This window comes from Zobellella denitrificans, from assembly GCF_002237365.1.
Classification (GTDB): Bacteria; Pseudomonadota; Gammaproteobacteria; order Enterobacterales; family Aeromonadaceae; genus Oceanimonas; species Oceanimonas denitrificans.
The window spans coordinates 132,770-150,144 of the sequence record NZ_NMUO01000001.1 but is presented as its reverse complement, the minus strand read 5'-3'; the positions used below and the strand labels follow the sequence as shown (position 1 = coordinate 150,144).

Genomic DNA, 17,375 nt, shown 5'->3' with positions numbered 1-17,375 from the left:
GGCCCAGGGCGGCGCCAGTGCCCCCGCCGCCGCGCCGGCCGGCAATGATGAGCAGGCAGCCTACGACAATGCGGTTAACCTGGTGCTGCAGGACAAGGACTATGACGCGGCCATCCCCGCCTTTGCCCGCTTTATCACCCAGTATCCTCAGTCCACCTATGTGCCCAATGCCCATTACTGGCTGGGGCAATTGCTGTTCACCCAGAAGCGGTTCGATCAGGCCAAGGCCCAGTTCGCCCGGGTGGTGGAAGCCTATCCCGGCTCCAACAAGCGGGCCGACTCCATCCTCAAGCTGGGGTTGATCGCCAAAGAGCAGGGCGATGCCGGCCTGGCCCGCCAGTATTACGAGCAGGTGCTGCGGGAGTACGGCAACAGTGGCGCGGCGCGCCTGGCCCAGGAAAACCTGAACAGCCTGTGATCCGGGCGGAATGGCGAATTTTTGAGAGAGTCGCCTGTTCCTTAAGCAAACGGTTGGAAATGGTGATTTTCCTGTTGCGTCACCAAATTAAATCCGTAATATAGGCCGCCGTTGGCAGGGCTGCTCCGGTAGCCCAGGCCAGAGGGTCGTTAGCTCAGTTGGTAGAGCAGTTGACTTTTAATCAATTGGTCGCAGGTTCGAATCCTGCACGACCCACCAGATTCCCGGACGCTTAGCTCAGCCGGGAGAGCACCTCCCTTACAAGGAGGGGGTCACTGGTTCGATCCCAGTAGCGTCCACCAGTTTTGATGCTTTTGACAAAAGTACACCCCGGGTGGTTAGCTCAGCCGGGAGAGCACCTCCCTTACAAGGAGGGGGTCACTGGTTCGATCCCAGTACCACCCACCACTTTCGAGTGGAACAGCAATATCCGGGTCGTTAGCTCAGTTGGTAGAGCAGTTGACTTTTAATCAATTGGTCGCAGGTTCGAATCCTGCACGACCCACCAGATTCCCGGACGCTTAGCTCAGCCGGGAGAGCACCTCCCTTACAAGGAGGGGGTCACTGGTTCGATCCCAGTAGCGTCCACCAGTTTTGATGCTTTTGCTAAAAGCATACCCCGGGTGGTTAGCTCAGCCGGGAGAGCACCTCCCTTACAAGGAGGGGGTCACTGGTTCGATCCCAGTACCACCCACCACTTTCGAGTGGAACAGCAATATCCGGGTCGTTAGCTCAGTTGGTAGAGCAGTTGACTTTTAATCAATTGGTCGCAGGTTCGAATCCTGCACGACCCACCAGATTCCCGGACGCTTAGCTCAGCCGGGAGAGCACCTCCCTTACAAGGAGGGGGTCACTGGTTCGATCCCAGTAGCGTCCACCATCTTCAAGTAGTCCGTACTGTACGGGTCGTTAGCTCAGTTGGTAGAGCAGTTGACTTTTAATCAATTGGTCGCAGGTTCGAATCCTGCACGACCCACCATCCAGTCCTTCTTTTCGTATTCTCTCCCTACTTTCCTTTTATGTCGCTTTTATTACCGGATGTTTGGGTTAAAACCCAAGCGGCGTTATAATGCCTCGCTACTATAGCTATCTGGATGGAGCAATTGGGATCAGGTCATGACTGAAGCTGTCGATATCATCGAGTTTGACTACCCCTTTCCCGCCAAGCCGGCCCCGCTGAGCGCGGACCAGCGACAGGCGCTGAAAGACGAAATCAAGGCACTGCTGAGCGCCAAAAACGCCGTGCTGGTGGCCCACTATTACACCGATCCCGAGATCCAGGCCCTGGCCGAGGAAACCGGTGGCTGCGTATCCGACTCCCTGGAAATGGCCCGTTTCGGCAAGCACCACCAGGCCGACACCCTGATCGTGGCCGGGGTGCGCTTTATGGGAGAGACCGCCAAGATCCTGAGCCCGGAAAAAACCGTGCTGATGCCCACCCTGGAAGCGGAGTGTTCCCTCGATCTTGGTTGCCCCGAAGACGAATTCACCGCCTTCTGTGACGCCCATCCGGATCACACCGTGGTGGTGTACGCCAATACCTCGGCGGCGGTCAAGGCCCGGGCCGACTGGGTGGTCACCTCCAGCATCGCGCTCGAGATAGTGGAGCACCTCGACAGCGAAGGCCACAAGATCATCTGGGCGCCGGACCGTCACCTGGGCGCCTATATCGAGAAGCAGACCGGTGCTTCCATGCTGCGCTGGCAGGGTGCCTGCATCGTGCACGACGAGTTCCGCGCCAAGGCGCTGCAAGAGCTGAAAGCCCAGAATCCGGATGCGGCCGTGCTGGTGCACCCGGAATCCCCCCAGTCGGTGGTGGAACTGGCGGACGCGGTGGGCTCCACCAGCCAGCTGATCAAGGCGGCCCAGACCCTGCCTCACAAAAAGCTGATCGTGGCCACCGACAAGGGCATCTTCTACAAGATGCAGCAGGCCTGCCCCGACAAGGAAATGGTGGAAGCCCCCACCGGCGGCAACGGCGCCACCTGCCGCAGCTGCGCCCACTGCCCCTGGATGGCGATGAACGGCCTGGTGGCCATTCGTGACGCCCTGCGCGACGGCGGCAAGCAACACGAAATCCAGGTGGACGAAGCCACCCGGGTCAAGGCCATGATCCCGCTGGAGCGGATGCTGGACTTCGCCGAGCAGCTCAAGCTGAAGGTGAAAGGCAACGCTTGATTTTAGCTGGAAGCTGGAGGCCGGAGGCTGGAAGACAGTAGCTGGAGGCTGGAAGCGGCCCGAGTGGTTTTTAGCCATTCCGCTTGTTCTTCCCGTTGGCGTGGCAACGGGAAGCAATCAAAAGAGGTGTGAAGCGTAAGGGCGACCTTACTCTTCACGCCTCTTTCGTTTATGCGTCTGTACACACATTCAAGCGCGTGACGCCAAACCCGCAAAGCACTCTGGCTGCTTCACGCTTCCAGCTTATGGCCTGGCTTTTAGTCACAAGTTTTTGTTGACTTTAGATCAGCAAAACATCGGCCAAAGCGCACAGCTCCTCCGGCACGCCGTAAACCCATCCCTGGGGGCTCCGCCGCGCCCTCCCTGGCGCGGAGGGCCGGCGAAGCTGCGCCCTTTGTCCTCTCTGTCGCCCCGATGCCACCTGCTGGCACCATCTTCAGACGGCGTCGGGGCTTGAAAGAGGCAACAGGGATGGCCTCCGCCGACCGTCACATGCCAGGGATGGCATGTGCGAGCCTACATGGATGTACTTGCGGCGTGTCGGCGGAGGTAGCCCTGCTGCCTCTTCTCTGCGCTGAATCAGACAGTCGGACTTGTGACTAAGAGTCAGGCTTATGGCCTCCAGCTTCGAGTTTACGCCCGGTTTTCTTCCCCGCCCATGGCGGTGATCAGCTCGGGAATAAAGCGGGACAGTTCGCCGGTGACCAGGGCGAAGTCGGCGTCGAAGCGGGCGGCGGCGTCTTCGCTCACCACGTCGTCGTTCTGCTCGCGCAGTTCCTCGGAAAACTTGAGCCGCTTGACGCTCATGTCGTCTCCCAGCACGAAGCTCAGGCTGTCGCTCCAGTTCAGCGCCAGCTTGGTCACCAGCTTGTCCGCGTCCAGGTGGGCCTTCATCTCCTCACTCAGCAGGTCCTGCTGCTTGGCACGGATGATGCCGCCGTGCTCCAGGGCGGATCTCAGCTCGGCCTCGTCCTCCAGGGCGAAGCCGGCGGGGGCGGCGCCTTCCTTCAGCCAGTCGGTCAGGGTCAGCTCGGGTGGGGTGGTCATGGCCAGCGGCACCACCGGCAGGCTGCCTATGCTCTTGCGCAGCAGGGCCAGCAGATCCTCGGCGCGTTTGGCGGAGCTGGCGTCCACGGCGATAAAGCCGGCCTCGGGGTTGATCCAGGCATAGGTCTGCTGGAAGCGGCTGAAGGCCCGGGGCAAGAGGCTCACGATCACTTCCTCCTTGATCGCTTCCTTTTCCTTTTTCTTCAGCGCCCGGCCCTGTTCGGCCTCCAGGCTTTCCACCTTCTCCGCCACCATGTCGTTGACCACGGAGCCGGGCAGCATCTTTTCTTCCTTCTTGGCACAGATCAGGATCTGGCCGTCGGCGCCGTGGGTGAGGGCCTGGCCCTGCTTGCCCAGGGGGGAGATCCAGCCGAACTTGGCCTGCTCCTGGCTGCCGCAGGGGCTGAAGGGAAAGGCGTCCAGCTGTTTTTCCAGTTCTTCAAGGGTCAGTTCGAAAGGGCGGGTAAAACGGTAAATCTGCAGGTTCTTAAACCACATAGCGTCCTCGGTAACGAGCCGGAAAAATCGCATTGTACTGCAAAGCGGCTTTGTGATCAGGCTGTCATTCCCGCGCGATAAAGGCTGATCCGGGTCACAGACAATAATAAAAGCCCGGCCAAACCGCTAATGGACTCATACACTTAAACCAAACCAACGCCGGGGAGATGAAAATGATACGACAGGCCAGGCCCGATGACACCGACGCCATACTGGAGGTGTGGCTGCTGGCATCGCTGCAGGCCCATGATTTTGTGCCGGCGGCGTTCTGGTGGCAGCAGCAGGAGCAGATGCGCGCCCGCTACCTGCCGGCGGCGGAAATCTGGGTGTGCGAGCGGGAAGGTGAGATCCAGGGCTTTGTCGCACTGGTGGAGGACTACCTGGCGGCCCTGTTCGTCCGGCCCGACTGCCAGCAGCAGGGCATCGGCAAGGCCCTGCTGGCGGTGGCCAAGCGGCAGCGGCGGCGGTTGTCGCTCAGGGTGTTCAGCGAAAACGACATAGCGGTGCATTTTTATCGCCAACACGGCTTCGCCATTACCGACGAAGGCACGGATCCCGCCACCGGCCAGCCCGAACTCTGCATGGGTTACCAGGCCCAGCTGTAACGCCGCCGTCGCGGTGGTGTCATAATTTCATAAAACTGTCACACTTGCTCTCAATAATGACATTCATGCACAGAAGACCTGAGAAGGGCAGTTGAAGAATGACACGGAAAATACTGGTAGTTGAAGACGAAGCGGCGATCCGCGAGATGCTGTGTTTTGTGTTGGAGCAGAAGGGCTTCGCCACCCAGGAGGCGGAGGACTACGATCAGGCCCTGGCGATGATCAAGGAGCCCTATCCCGAGCTTATCCTGCTCGACTGGATGCTGCCCGGCGGCAGCGGCATCCAGCTTATCAAGCACCTCAAACAGGACGAACTGACCCGGCAGATCCCGGTGATCATGCTCACCGCCCGGGCCGAGGAAGAAGACAAGATCAAGGGCCTGGACGTGGGCGCCGACGACTACATTACCAAGCCCTTCTCCCCCAAGGAACTGACCTCCCGCCTCAAGGCGGTGCTGCGCCGGGTGGCCCCGACCTCGGTGGAGGACGTGATCGAGGTGCAGGGGCTGAAGCTGGATCCGGTCAGCCACCGGGTCAGCGCCAACAACCTGCAGCTGGACATGGGGCCCACCGAGTTCAAGCTGCTGCATTTCTTTATGACCCACCCCGAGCGGGTATACAGCCGCGAGCAGTTGCTCAATAATGTATGGGGCACCAACGTCTATGTGGAAGACAGGACGGTGGACGTGCATATCCGGCGGCTGCGCAAGGCGGTGTCGGAGTCGGGTCACGACAAGCTGATCCAGACGGTGCGCGGTGCCGGCTATCGTTTTTCAACGCGCCTATGAGGCCTGCATGCAGCTACAAGAATCCGGCCATGGTCTGTGGTGGCGGTTAATCTTCTATTACCTGGCGTTTTTCCTGTTCGGCCTGCTGCTGAAAGAAATGGCACTTGGGCTGCTGATCGGTACCGTGCTGCACCTGCTGTGGCACTACCGCTTTCAGCACAAGCTGGCGGTGTGGTTGTGGCGGGATCGCAGCCTGATCCCGCCGGAAGGAAAAGGCAGCTGGGAAGTCATCTTCAATGGCATCTACCGGCTGCAGCAGCGCCAGCGTGCGCGCCGGCGGGAGCTGGCCAACCTGGTGCGCCGTTTCCGGGAAGGGGCCGAGGCCCTGCCCGACGCCGCCGTGGTGATCCGCCGCGACGGCAGCATCATCTGGTGCAACAAGCTGGCCCAGCAACTGCTGGGCTTTCGCTGGCCCGATGATGCCGGCCAGCATATCGGCAACCTGATCCGTGCCCCTGTGTTCATCGCCTACATGAAGCGGGCGGATTTCCGCGAACCGCTGGAGCTGCCGTCGCCCCAGAACGAAGACAAGCTGCTCGAGTGCCGCATCATGCCCTATACCGAGGATCAGGCCATGCTGGTGGTGCGGGACGTGACCCGCCTGAAGAGCCTGGAGCAGATGCGCAAGTCCTTCGTGGCCAACGTGTCCCACGAGCTGCGCACCCCGCTGACGGTGCTCAAGGGCTACCTGGAGATGATAGAGGAGCCGCCCTCCGAGGCCATGTGGCGCAAGACCCAGAAGGTGATGCTGGAGCAGACCCTGCGCATGGACGCCCTGGTCAACCAGCTGATGACCCTGACCCGCATCGAGGCCTCGCCCAATATCGATACCAGCAAGATAGTGGACATTCCGGCCATGCTGTCGATGCTGGAGCAGGAGGCCCTGACCCTGAGCGGCGACAAGGGCCAACGGTTCAGCTTTGTGGTGGACCAGGGCCTCAAGGTGCGTGGTGATCAGGAGCAGTTGCGCAGCGCCATTTCCAACCTGGTGTACAACGCCATCCGCCATTCCCCGGCGGGTACCGAGATCCGGGTGGAATGGGGGCGGGTGGGGCACCAGGGCCGCTTCGCGGTGACCGACAACGGCGAGGGCATCGCGCCCGAGCACATCGCCCGCCTGACCGAACGCTTCTACCGGGTGGACAAGGCGCGCAGCCGCCAGACCGGCGGCTCCGGCCTGGGGCTGGCCATCGTCAAGCACGCCCTGAGCCACCACGATGCCCACCTCGAGATCCGGAGCAAGGTTGGGGAGGGCAGCTGCTTCAGCTTTACCCTGCCCGAGCGGCTGCTGGTGCAGGACGCCCCCAGCCGGGAAATCGCCTGACAGGCCGGTATTTTTTCGTTCCCATGCCGTGGCGTGGGAGCGAATACCCCGCTTCCCGCTTTCTCTCTGCTTGTCATAAAAGCGTCACTTTCGGTTCATATAGTTGTCATCACCGGCGGCAATACTGGCCGCGTCTTGAAAGACCGAACTCAGATTGGAGATTAAGGATGAAATTGAACAAACTGGTAACCGCTCTTGGATTGACCGCCGCCCTGGCGTCCACCTCCGCCCTGGCCGCCGTGGACAGCAACCTGCCCGACTACGAAAAAGTCAGCGGCATTTCCGGCAACCTGTCTTCCGTGGGTTCGGACACCCTGGCCAACATGGCCACCCTGTGGGCCGAAGAGTTCAAGCGCAGCTACCCCAACGTTAACGTGCAGATCCAGGCCGCCGGTTCTTCCACCGCTCCCGCCGCCCTGACCGAAGGTACCGCCCAGTTCGGCCCCATGAGCCGGGCCATGAAGGACAATGAAATCGAAGCCTTCGAAAAGCGCTACGGCTACAAGCCGACCCCGGTGCGGGTGGCCATCGACGCCCTGGCGGTATTCGTGCATAAAGACAACCCCATCGAGGGCCTGAGCATCGATCAGGTCGACGCCATCTTCTCCAGCACCCTGAGCTGCGGTGCCAGCGAGCAGATCACCCGCTGGGGCCAGACCGGCTTGTCCGGCGACTGGAGCAACCGCGACATCCAGCTGTACGGCCGCAACTCCGTTTCCGGCACCTACGGCTACTTCAAGGACGAGGCCCTGTGCAAGGGTGACTTCAAAAACAACGTGAACGAGCAGCCTGGCTCCGCCTCCGTGGTGCAGTCCGTGTCCTCTTCCCTGAACGCCATCGGCTACTCCGGCCTGGGCTACAGCACTTCCAGCGTGCGCGCCGTGCCCCTGGCCGAAGCCGGCTCCACCGACTATGTTGCCGCCAACGCCGAGAACGCCATCAGCGGCGAGTATCCGCTGTCCCGCTTCCTGTACGTCTACGTGAACAAGCACCCCAACGAGCCCCTGGGCCCGATGGAAGCCGAGTTCATCAAGCTGATGCTGTCCAAGCAGGGCCAGGAAATCGTGCACAAGGATGGCTATGTGCCGGTACCGGCCGCCGTGGCCGAAGCCGACCTGAAAAAGCTGGGCCTGATGTAAGCTTCCATTGCCGTCATCGCAGCTTGAACCCCGGGGAAACCCGGGGTTTTTTTATGGTTTACATATTTGAATTTTCATATATTCTTTTTCCCGCATATCTAAAATCGCCATCGAGGTAAAGGAATGGGGGTATTCGAACGTTACCTGTCGCTGTGGGTCGGCCTGTGCATCCTGGCCGGCGTTACCCTGGGCATCCTGCTGCCGGACGGCTTTGCCCTGGTGGCGGGGCTGGAATTCGCCCACGTCAACCTGGTGGTGGCCCTGTGCATCTGGGTGATGATCTACCCCATGATGGTGCAGATCGACTTTTCCGCCATCAAGGACGTAGGCAAGAAGCCCAAGGGGCTGCTGCTGACCCTGGCGGTCAACTGGCTGATCAAGCCCTTCACCATGGCGGCCCTGGGCTGGCTGTTCTTCCGGGTGCTGTTTGCCGACTGGGTCGATCCGCAGAGCGCCGGGGAATACATTGCCGGCATGATTTTGCTGGGCGTGGCGCCCTGCACCGCCATGGTGTTCGTATGGAGCCAACTGACCAAGGGCGATCCCAACTACACCCTGGTGCAGGTGTCGGTAAACGACCTCATCATGGTGTTCGCCTTCGCCCCCATCGCCGCCTTCCTGCTGGGGGTGAGCGACATCGTCGTGCCCTGGGACACCCTGCTGTGGTCGGTGCTGCTCTATGTGGTGCTGCCGCTGCTGGCCGGGGTCTATACCCGCCGGCGGCTGGAGGAAGGTGGCGGCGGCCGCCAGCTGCAGTCCTTTATCCAGCGCATCAAGCCGCTGTCGGTGGCGGGCCTGCTGGCGACGGTGGTACTGCTGTTCGGCTTCCAGGCGCCCACCATACTGGCCCAGCCCCAGACCATAGTGTTGATTGCCATCCCGCTGCTGATCCAGACCTACGGCATCTTCGCCATCGCCTACGGCGCCGCCAGGGCGATGAAGCTGCCCCACAATATCGCCGCGCCGGCCTGCATGATCGGCACCTCCAACTTCTTCGAACTGGCGGTGGCGGTGGCCATTTCCCTGTTCGGGCTGCACTCGGGGGCGGCGCTCGCCACCGTGGTGGGGGTGCTGGTGGAAGTGCCGGTGATGCTGTCGCTGGTGGCCATCGCCAACCGGACCCGGCACTGGTTTGTCTATAACTGACTCTATTGAACTGCAACCCAAGGAAAGACGATGTCGCAACACCCATTTGACTATCTCACTCTCGGCGAAGGCCGGGGCCGGCTGATCCTTACTCCCTGCCCGGGCACCAAAGAGGCGGCGTTGGACGCCTCGCTGACACAATTGCGCGACGCCGGCGCCGCCGCCGTGCTGACCCTGATGCCGGGGGAAGAGATGGAAAAAAACCGGGTCGCCGCCATGCCGGTCCTGTGCGAGGCGCTGGAGCTGGCCTGGTTCCACCTGCCGGTGGAAGACGACGCCGCCCCCGAAGCCGCCTTCGAGCAGGCCTGGCTTGAGGCGCGTGACCAGGTACTGGCGCTGTTGGCCCAGGGCCGGGATGTCGCCATCCACTGCAAGGGCGGCTCGGGCCGCACCGGCCTGATGGCGGCCATCATACTGCTGGCCCTGGAGGTGCCGCTGAGTGAGGCGGTGCAACGGGTGCAGGCGCTGCGGCCCAAGGCGCTGTGCCTGCCGGCCCACCGTAGCTATGTAGAAGCGCTGGAAGGCCCGGCCGGATAAGGCCCGGGCTGGTACAAAATATATTGAAAGAGGGAGACAGACCCAATGACCATCAAGGTAGGAATTAACGGCTTCGGCCGCATGGGACGGCTGGCGCTGCGCGCGGCCTGGGCATGGGACGACGTGGAGTTCGTGCAGATCAACGATCCGGCCGGCGACGCCGCCACCCTGGCGCACCTTATTACCTTCGACTCGGTGCACGGCCGCTGGACCCAGGAGGCCCGGGCCGAAGGGGACCTGATGATCGTCGGCAACCGGCGTATCGCCTGCACCCGCAACAAGGCCATCGCCGACACCGACTGGTCCGGCTGCGACGTGGTGATCGAGGCCTCCGGCAAGATGAAGAGCAAGGCCCTGCTGCAGGCCTACCTGGATCAGGGGGTGAAGCGGGTGGTGGTGACGGCGCCGGTGAAGGAGGAGGGCGTGCTCAACGTGGTGATGGGGGTGAACGATCACCTCTATGACCCGGTGCTGCACCCCATCGTCACCGCCGCCTCCTGCACCACCAACTGCCTGGCGCCCGTGGTCAAGGTTGTTCACGAGCAACTGGGCATTCGCCACGGCTCCATGACCACCATCCACGACATCACCAACACCCAGACCATACTGGACGCGCCTCACAAGGATCTGCGCCGGGCCCGGGCCTGCGGCCAGAGCCTGATCCCCACCACCACCGGCTCGGCCACCGCCATCACCCATATCTTCCCGGAACTGAAGGGCAAGCTTAACGGCCACGCGGTGCGGGTGCCTCTGGCCAACGCCTCGCTTACCGACTGCGTGTTCGAGGTGGAACGGGCCACCACGGAAGCGGAGGTGAACGCCTTGCTCAAGGCGGCGGCGGAAGGTGAGCTGGCCGGCATCCTCGGTTACGAGGAGCGGCCCCTGGTGTCGGTGGACTACAAGACGGATCCGCGCTCCAGCATTATCGACGCCCTGTCCACCATGGTGGTCAACGGCACCCAGGTCAAGCTGTATGCCTGGTACGACAACGAATGGGGCTATGCCAACCGCACCGCCGAGCTGATGCGCAAGGTGGGCCGGCTGGACCGGGCGGGATAACCCCCGATGCTGGCCTCCCTGTCTCCCGAGATCCGTCAGTACCTGCTGGTTACCGGCAATTACTGGGCCTTTACCCTCACCGACGGTGCCCTGCGCATGCTGGTGGTGCTGCACTTCCACGGGTTGGGCTATAGCCCGTTGGAAATCGCCCTGCTGTTTTTGTTCTATGAGGTATTCGGGGTCATCACCAACCTGGTGGGGGGCTGGCTCGGTGCCCACCTTGGCCTCAACCGGACCATGAATATCGGCCTGGCGTTGCAGGTGGCGGCGCTGGCCATGCTGTTGGTGCCGGCGGCCTGGCTGACGGTGCCCTGGGTGATGGCGGCCCAGGCGTTGTCGGGCATCGCCAAGGATCTCAACAAGATGAGCGCCAAGAGCGCGATCAAGCTGCTGGTGCCGAAGGATGCCCAGGGTACCCTCTACCAGTGGGTGGCCATTCTCACCGGCTCCAAGAACGCGCTCAAGGGCGCGGGCTTCTTCCTCGGCGGCGTGCTGCTGGCGGTGTTCGGCTTCGCCGGGGCCGTCGCCGCCATGGCGGCGGTGCTGGCCCTGGTCTGGTTGTTCAGCGTCGTAATGCTGAAACAGGATCTGGGCCGGGCCAAGGCCAAGCCCAGATTCCGCGACATCTTTTCCAAGAGCCGTGCCATCAACATACTGTCGGCGGCACGGATGTTCCTGTTCGGTGCCCGTGATGTCTGGTTCGTGGTGGCCCTGCCGGTATTCCTGGCCAGCCAGTTTGGCTGGGATCACTGGCGGGTCGGCGGCTTCCTGGCGCTCTGGGTCATCGGCTATGGGGTGGTGCAATCGTTCGCCCCCTATTTTACCGGCAAGCGTTCGGGCCGGGTTCCCGACGGCCGGGCCGCCTTCGGCTGGGCCCTGGTGCTGACCCTGACGCCGGCGCTGATCGCCCTGGGACTGGGGGCGGGGTTGCAGCCGCAATGGACCCTGCTTGGCGGCCTCTTGCTGTTCGGGGCGCTGTTCGCCATCAATTCCTCCCTGCACAGTTACCTTATCGTCAGCTATGCGGGCGAGGACGGGGTCTCCCTGGACGTGGGCTTTTACTATATGGCCAATGCGATGGGGAGACTGATTGGCACCGTGCTGTCGGGCTGGGTCTACCAGCAGGCCGGGTTGATTGCCTGCCTGTGGATTTCCGCCGGCTTCCTGCTGCTGGCGGCGATGCTGTCCATCAAGCTGCCCCGGCACCGGGGATGGGAGCAAAATAGCGATTGAAATCAGCTTTTTGTGTAAAAAATATGATAAAGCGGCGATAAAGCCGCTTTTTTCTTGCGGACAACTGTGGCTAGATAGGGGGCAGTGTATGGGCAGGAGTCATTATGGAAATCAGGAAGATCCGCAGCGGTGAAACCGGCAGTATCTGGCGTTTGTTCCACGATACCGTGCACCGCATCAACCAGGCCGACTACAGCAAGAGCGAACTGGCGGTGTGGGCTCCTGATGAATACGACGAACCGCGCTGGGTCAGCCGCTTTATCCGTACCCGTCCGCTGGTGGCGATGGACGGCAAGTCCCTGCTGGGCTTCGCCGAGTTGAGCGACGACGGCCGTATCGATCTCTTCTATGTGCATCACGCCCGCCAGGGCGAGGGCATAGGCCGGGCGCTGATGCAGCGGCTCAAGGCGGAAGCCTCCTCCCGCGGTCTGTCGCGCCTTCACTGCGAGGCCAGCATCACCGCCCGGCCCTTCTTCGAGGCCATGGGGTTCGTCGCCCTGGAGCAGCGCCAGCTTGAGCGCCGGGGCCAGCCGGTGCCGGTAATACTGATGGAATATAGGGCCTGAAGAGAGGGAGAGCGTTTTTTGTTGCCGGCCGGATTTCAGGCAACAAAAAACCCACCGCAAGGTGGGTTTTTCGAGGGTATTTTGGTCGGCGTGAGAGGATTTGAACCTCCGACCCCTGACACCCCATGACAGTGCGCTACCAGGCTGCGCTACACGCCGAAGTGGGGCTAACTATATAGATGCCCCGTCCCTGCTGCAAGCCCCTTTTTTATGATTTGGGCGCGTTTGGCGCTTTCTTGGGCATTGTTGCGTTTTTTTCATCGTTTTCCTCGCCTGGCCTGCCCGGGGCCCAGCCCCGGCTTGCAGCCGGGCCGGCTTTTGCCATAATACGCGGCCTTACGGAGGGGTGATGAACGAACAAGACGAATACTGGATGCGCCGGGCCATGGCCCTGGCGGCACGGGCAGAGCAGGAAGGGGAGGTGCCGGTGGGCGCCCTGGTGGTGCTTGACGGTCACTGCATCGGCGAGGGCTGGAACCAGTCCATCGGCAGCCACGATGCCACCGCCCATGCGGAGATCATGGCGCTGCGCCAGGCCGGCCAGGCCATCGGCAACTACCGGCTGCTGGACTGCACCCTCTACGTGACCCTGGAGCCGTGCATGATGTGCGCCGGCGCCATGGTGCACAGCCGCATCCGACGGCTGGTGTACGGCGCCTTTGACGCCAAGACCGGGGCGGTGGATTCGGTGTTGCAACTGCTGGCCACCCCTGGCCTCAACCATCAGGTGGTCTGGCAGCCGGGGGTGCTGGCCGGGGACTGCGCCACCCAGCTCAGCCGTTTCTTCCAGCGCCGCCGGGCGGAGAAAAAGGCCGCCAGGAAGCAGGCGGCCGGGCAATAACCGTCAGCCTCTTATCAGCTATCAGCTATCAGCCTGGCTTTTAGTCACAAGTTTTTGTTGACTTTAGATCAGCAAAACATCGGCCAAAGCGCACAGCTCCTCCGGCACGCCGTAAACCCCTCCCTGGGGGCTCCGCCGCGCCCTCCCTGGCGCGGAGGGCCGGCGGAGCCGCGCCCTTTGTCCTCTCTGTCGCCCCGATGCCGCCTGCTGGCACCATCTTCAAACGGCGTCGGGGCTTGAAAGAGGCAACAGGGATGGCCTCCGCCGACCGTCACATGCCAGGGATGGCATGTGCGAGCCTACATGGATGTACTTGCGGCGTGTCGGCGGAGGTAGCCCTGCTGCCTCTTCTCTGCGCTGAATCAGACAGTCGGACTTGTGACTAAGAGTCAGGCTATCAGCTATCAGCTATCAGCGTCAGCTTCCAGCCCACCTTGGCCTGATAGGCCTGCTCCCGCTCCAGGGTGGTGAGCAGCAGGTGGTTGCTGTCGCACCAGCCGGCGGGCAAGCTCAGGCGTAGTTCGTCGTCGGGCCCAAGGCCGAGTTCGAGGGACGGCAGCACCCCGTCCTGGCGGCGTCGGTTCAGCGCCACCGCCAGCCGCAGCAGCCGCACCAGCCGCCACAACTGCTGTTCCGGCAGGTAGTTGAGGGGCTCCAGTTCGGAGAGCTTGAGCGCCTTGCGGTGAAAGCGCACCAGGGCGGCCAGGGCCTTTTGCTCTTCCTGGGTAAAGCCGGGCAGGTCGGCATTGCGCACTATGTAGGCGGAATGGCGGTGGATGCCGGTAAAGTTGATGTGCAGCCCCACCTCGTGCAGCAGGGCGGCGCCGCCCAGCAGATCGGCGAAGCCCTCGTCCAGTTGCCAGCCGTCGCGCACCTGGGCGAACAGCGCCAGCGCCGTTTGCCTGACCCGCTCGGCCTGGCGGGTGTCGATGGCGTACTCCCGGCTCAGGGCCTGGATGGTGTTGACCTGGGTGTCATGGTGGGTCACCCGGCCGAAGAAGGCATAGAGCAGGCCTTCGCGCAGGGCGCCGTCGGAAAAGCCCATCTTGTCCAGGTTTAGGCTGCGGAAGATGCCGAGCAGGATGGACAGGCCGGCGGCGATCAGCGGCTTGCGATCTTCGCCCAGGCCGGCGATGTCCGCCTTGTCGATATGGCCGGCCTTGATCAACTGGCTCTTGATGTGCAGCAGGCCGGGCAGATCGATCACCGGCTCCTGGGTGATGGCGGCACACATCTCCAGCAGGGTCTTGATGGTGCCGGAACTGCCCAGCACCTGGTCCCAGCCCAGGCCGAGGTAACGGCCCATCACCGGCGCCAGCTGGTATTCGGCCGCTTCGATGGCCTGCTCGAAGTGCTCCTCGGTCAGGCGGCCGTCGGCGAAGTACTTGCGGGTGAAGCTCACGCAGCCCATGCTGCGGCTGGACACCAGCCTGCAGTCGAAATCCTGGCCGATGATTAGCTCGGTACTGCCGCCGCCGATGTCGATCACCAGCACCTGGCCCTGGGTGTTCTGGGTGTGGGCCACGCCCTGGTAGATCAGGCGGGCTTCTTCGTTGCCGCTGACGATGTCGATGGGAAAACCCAGTACCTGCTGGGCCTGGTGCACAAAGTCCTGGGCGTTGGCGGCTTCGCGCAGGGTGAAGGTGCCCGCCACCCGCACCTGGGTGGCGTGAAAGCCGCGCAACCGCTCCCCGAACAGTCGCAGGCAGGCCAGGCCCCGGTCCATGGCTTCCTGGCTGAGCTGGTTGTCGTCGTCCAGGCCGTCGGCCAGGCGCACCCGCTCCTTCAGGCGGTCGACGATGCGCAGGCTGTCGCCGTGGTAGCGGGCTATTACCATATGGAAGCTGTTGGAGCCGAGGTCGATGGTGGCGACGTACTGATCGGTCATGCGGGGCTATCCCTCCAGGGCTTTCAGATAATCGTAAGTGGCGGTCTGGGAGCGGATTTTACGCCGGTTGCCCCTGTCCACATAATGGTTCCTTTGCTCCCGGTCCAATATTCTGGCCTTGGTGGTGTCGCTGAGCTGGATCTCGAGGATATCGATGATGCGCTGGCGCAGCACCGGATCCAGGATGGGGGTGGCCACTTCCACCCGAAAGTCCAGGTTGCGGGTCATCCAGTCGGCGGAGGAAATGTACACCCGCGGCTGGCCGTTGTTGTGGAACACCATCACCCGGGGATGCTCCAGGTAGCGATCCACTATGCTGATGGCGCGGATATTGTCGCTCACACCGATCACCCCCGGCACCAGGGAACACATGCCCCGCACGATAAGGCTGATGTCCACCCCGGCCTGGCTGGCGCCGTAGAGCCGGTTGATCAGGCCCTTGTCCACCAGGTTGTTGAGCTTGAGGATGATGCGGGCGGGCAGACCCTGGCGGGCGTTGGCGATCTCGGCGTCGATCAGGCCGTAGAGCCCGCGCCGGGAGTTGATGGGCGACACCAGCAGGTGGTTGAACTTGGCCCGGCGGTAGGGTTGGCGGATAAAGTCGAACACCGCCGCCACCTCGCCCGTGATCTCCGGATTGGCGGTGAGCAGCGAGAAATCGGTGTAGATATTGGCGGTTTTTTCGTTGAAGTTGCCGGTGCCCACATGGGCGTACTGCACCAGTTGATCCCCCTCCCGGCGGGTGACCAGGCACAGCTTGGAGTGCACCTTGAGGCTGGGCACCCCGAACTCCACCGTGATGCCGGCCTCGGTCAGGATCTTGGCCCACTCGATGTTGGCCGCCTCGTCGAAGCGGGCGCGCAGCTCGATCACCACCGTTACCTTCTTGCCGTTGTTGGCCGCGTCCATCAGCGAGTACATGATGCGCGACAATGAGGCCACCCGGTACACGTTCATCTTGATGCTGAGCACCGCCGGGTCGAAGGAGGCCTGGCGCACGAATTCGGTGACGTGGCTGAAGCTGTGGTAGGGGAAATACAGCAGTATGTCGCGCCGGCGGATGGCGTCGAAGGAGGAGGGGCTGTCCCGGAATTCCCGGCACTTGAGTGGGGGCAGCGGCTTGTTCACCAGGTGCTTGCGGCCGACGTTGGGAAAGGCGATGAAGTCCTTGAAATTGTGGTAGCGGCCGCCGGACATCACCGCATCGTGGCCCTGGATCCTGAGCTTGCGCACCAGGGTCTGCACCATCTCCGGCGGCATTTCCCGGTCGTGCACGAAGCGCACCGGCAGGGCGGTGAGCCGCTGCTTGAGGCCGTCGCTCATCTTCTCGAGCAGGCTCTGGTCGAGCTGATCGGACAGGTCGTACTCCGCGTCCCGGGTCATCTTGAAGGAATAGGCGTGGATGTCGTCGTACTCGAAGAAGCCGGCGAAGAGATCGTTCAGGCACAGCCGGATCACGTTGTCCATGATGAGGATGCTCTTCTTGCGCCGGCTCTTGCCCGGGGGCAGCACCACGAAGCGGGGCAGCACGTCGGTGGGGATCTCCACCAGGGCGTAATGGCGCTCCTCGCCCTTGACCATGCCCACGCACAGGTAGGTGTATTCATCCTTGAGAAAGCGCACCGGGTCGATTTCGGCGCGCAGTATGATGGGGGAGAGGTAGGCCCGCACCTCGTTGTCGAAATAGCGCTTGACCCAGGCTTCCTGTTCGGGACTGAGCTGGTTCTCGTTGAGCAGGAAGATATTCTGCCGGGCCAGGGTGACGATCAGCTCCTTATAGACCTCGTCGAAGGTGTTGGCAAGGCCAATCACCTTCTGCTGGATATTCCTGAGCAGGGAGGCGGCGCCGTTGGTCTTGCCCTGGTCCGCGTCGATCATCACCTGGCGCTTGACGTCGGACACCCGGACCCGGAAAAACTCATCCTGGTTGTTGGAAAAAATCCCCAGAAAGCGTACCCGCTCGATCAGGGGCACGCTCTTGTCCATGGCCTCCTGCAATACCCGTTCGTTAAACGACAGCCAGCTCAGTTCTTTTTCCAGGTACCACTTGTCCGTGCTCATTATTGTTCCTGTCAAAGGATATGTGTCGGTTTCAGGCACTTTTTATG

15 protein-coding genes and 10 tRNA genes are annotated in these 17,375 nt (G+C 62.3%); 21 read left to right on the top strand and 4 right to left on the bottom strand.

Annotation, left to right across the window (positions count from 1 at the left end; all coding sequences use genetic code 11):
- The 11 genes from ybgF to nadA form a co-directional block, all read left to right on the top strand.
- The coding region (gene ybgF / locus CGX12_RS00635) for a tol-pal system protein YbgF (RefSeq protein ID WP_094037952.1) at positions 1 to 418 on the top strand (418 nt) is incomplete at its 5' end.
- 143 nt (positions 419 to 561) lie between these two features.
- Positions 562 to 637, top strand: a tRNA-Lys gene (locus CGX12_RS00630).
- A gap of 7 nt (positions 638 to 644) precedes the next feature.
- Positions 645 to 720, top strand: a tRNA-Val gene (locus tag CGX12_RS00625).
- Between the two features lie 30 nt (positions 721 to 750).
- A tRNA-Val gene (locus CGX12_RS00620) sits at positions 751 to 826 on the top strand.
- Positions 827 to 850: 24 nt separating this feature from the next.
- Positions 851 to 926 (top strand) — tRNA-Lys (locus CGX12_RS00615).
- A gap of 7 nt (positions 927 to 933) precedes the next feature.
- Positions 934 to 1,009, top strand: a tRNA-Val gene (locus CGX12_RS00610).
- Positions 1,010 to 1,039: 30 nt separating this feature from the next.
- Positions 1,040 to 1,115, top strand: a tRNA-Val gene (locus CGX12_RS00605).
- A 24-nt stretch (positions 1,116 to 1,139) separates the two neighbouring features.
- Positions 1,140 to 1,215, top strand: a tRNA-Lys gene (locus CGX12_RS00600).
- Positions 1,216 to 1,222: 7 nt separating this feature from the next.
- A tRNA-Val gene (locus CGX12_RS00595) sits at positions 1,223 to 1,298 on the top strand.
- Positions 1,299 to 1,321: 23 nt separating this feature from the next.
- Positions 1,322 to 1,397, top strand: a tRNA-Lys gene (locus CGX12_RS00590).
- Between the two features lie 137 nt (positions 1,398 to 1,534).
- A complete protein-coding gene (gene nadA, locus CGX12_RS00585) occupies positions 1,535 to 2,596 on the top strand; it encodes a quinolinate synthase NadA (protein ID WP_094037951.1) in 1,062 nt (353 codons plus the stop codon).
- A 633-nt stretch (positions 2,597 to 3,229) separates the two neighbouring features.
- Here nadA and rdgC read toward each other — a convergent pair.
- A complete protein-coding gene (gene rdgC / locus CGX12_RS00580; RefSeq protein WP_094037950.1) occupies positions 3,230 to 4,141 on the bottom strand; it encodes a recombination-associated protein RdgC in 912 nt (303 codons plus the stop codon).
- 173 nt (positions 4,142 to 4,314) lie between these two features.
- On the opposite strand from rdgC, the gene CGX12_RS00575 reads away from it, so the two are divergent.
- The 9 genes from CGX12_RS00575 (at position 4,315) to CGX12_RS00535 (ending at position 12,538) form a co-directional block, all read left to right on the top strand.
- Positions 4,315 to 4,746 carry an N-acetyltransferase gene (locus tag CGX12_RS00575; RefSeq protein WP_094037949.1) on the top strand — a complete coding sequence of 144 codons (432 nt, stop codon included), beginning with the start codon at positions 4,315 to 4,317 and terminating at the stop codon, positions 4,744 to 4,746.
- A 98-nt stretch (positions 4,747 to 4,844) separates the two neighbouring features.
- On the top strand, positions 4,845 to 5,534 hold the full coding sequence (gene phoB, locus CGX12_RS00570; RefSeq protein ID WP_094037948.1) for a phosphate regulon transcriptional regulator PhoB: 690 nt from the start codon (positions 4,845 to 4,847) through the stop codon (positions 5,532 to 5,534).
- A gap of 7 nt (positions 5,535 to 5,541) precedes the next feature.
- The gene (phoR, locus tag CGX12_RS00565) at positions 5,542 to 6,858 is read left to right on the top strand and encodes a phosphate regulon sensor histidine kinase PhoR (protein ID WP_094037947.1); all 1,317 of its coding nucleotides are present in this window, start codon (positions 5,542 to 5,544) and stop codon (positions 6,856 to 6,858) included.
- 167 nt (positions 6,859 to 7,025) lie between these two features.
- Positions 7,026 to 7,997 (top strand): PstS family phosphate ABC transporter substrate-binding protein, encoded by a 972-nt coding sequence (locus tag CGX12_RS00560; RefSeq protein WP_094037946.1) that lies wholly within the window; start codon positions 7,026 to 7,028, stop codon positions 7,995 to 7,997.
- A 123-nt stretch (positions 7,998 to 8,120) separates the two neighbouring features.
- The gene (gene arsB / locus CGX12_RS00555; protein ID WP_094037945.1) at positions 8,121 to 9,143 is read left to right on the top strand and encodes an ACR3 family arsenite efflux transporter; all 1,023 of its coding nucleotides are present in this window, start codon (positions 8,121 to 8,123) and stop codon (positions 9,141 to 9,143) included.
- Between the two features lie 30 nt (positions 9,144 to 9,173).
- Entirely contained in the window at positions 9,174 to 9,680 is a 507-nt protein-coding gene (locus tag CGX12_RS00550; RefSeq protein ID WP_094037944.1) for a phosphatase domain-containing putative toxin, read from the top strand.
- Positions 9,681 to 9,725: 45 nt separating this feature from the next.
- A complete protein-coding gene (locus CGX12_RS00545; protein ID WP_094037943.1) occupies positions 9,726 to 10,739 on the top strand; it encodes an ArsJ-associated glyceraldehyde-3-phosphate dehydrogenase in 1,014 nt (337 codons plus the stop codon).
- Between the two features lie 6 nt (positions 10,740 to 10,745).
- On the top strand, positions 10,746 to 11,972 hold the full coding sequence (arsJ, locus tag CGX12_RS00540) for an organoarsenical effux MFS transporter ArsJ (protein WP_094037942.1): 1,227 nt from the start codon (positions 10,746 to 10,748) through the stop codon (positions 11,970 to 11,972).
- 104 nt (positions 11,973 to 12,076) lie between these two features.
- Entirely contained in the window at positions 12,077 to 12,538 is a 462-nt protein-coding gene (locus CGX12_RS00535) for a GNAT family N-acetyltransferase (protein ID WP_094037941.1), read from the top strand.
- A gap of 82 nt (positions 12,539 to 12,620) precedes the next feature.
- Here CGX12_RS00535 and CGX12_RS00530 read toward each other — a convergent pair.
- Positions 12,621 to 12,697 (bottom strand) — tRNA-Pro (locus CGX12_RS00530).
- 190 nt (positions 12,698 to 12,887) lie between these two features.
- On the opposite strand from CGX12_RS00530, the gene tadA reads away from it, so the two are divergent.
- Positions 12,888 to 13,379 carry a tRNA adenosine(34) deaminase TadA gene (tadA, locus tag CGX12_RS00525; protein WP_094037940.1) on the top strand — a complete coding sequence of 164 codons (492 nt, stop codon included), beginning with the start codon at positions 12,888 to 12,890 and terminating at the stop codon, positions 13,377 to 13,379.
- 397 nt (positions 13,380 to 13,776) lie between these two features.
- On the opposite strand, the gene ppx is transcribed toward tadA, so the two are convergent.
- Entirely contained in the window at positions 13,777 to 15,267 is a 1,491-nt protein-coding gene (gene ppx / locus CGX12_RS00520; RefSeq protein ID WP_094037939.1) for an exopolyphosphatase, read from the bottom strand.
- Positions 15,268 to 15,273: 6 nt separating this feature from the next.
- Positions 15,274 to 17,328 carry a polyphosphate kinase 1 gene (gene ppk1 / locus CGX12_RS00515; RefSeq protein ID WP_094037938.1) on the bottom strand — a complete coding sequence of 685 codons (2,055 nt, stop codon included), beginning with the start codon at positions 17,326 to 17,328 and terminating at the stop codon, positions 15,274 to 15,276.
- Positions 17,329 to 17,375: the final 47 nt, after the last annotated feature.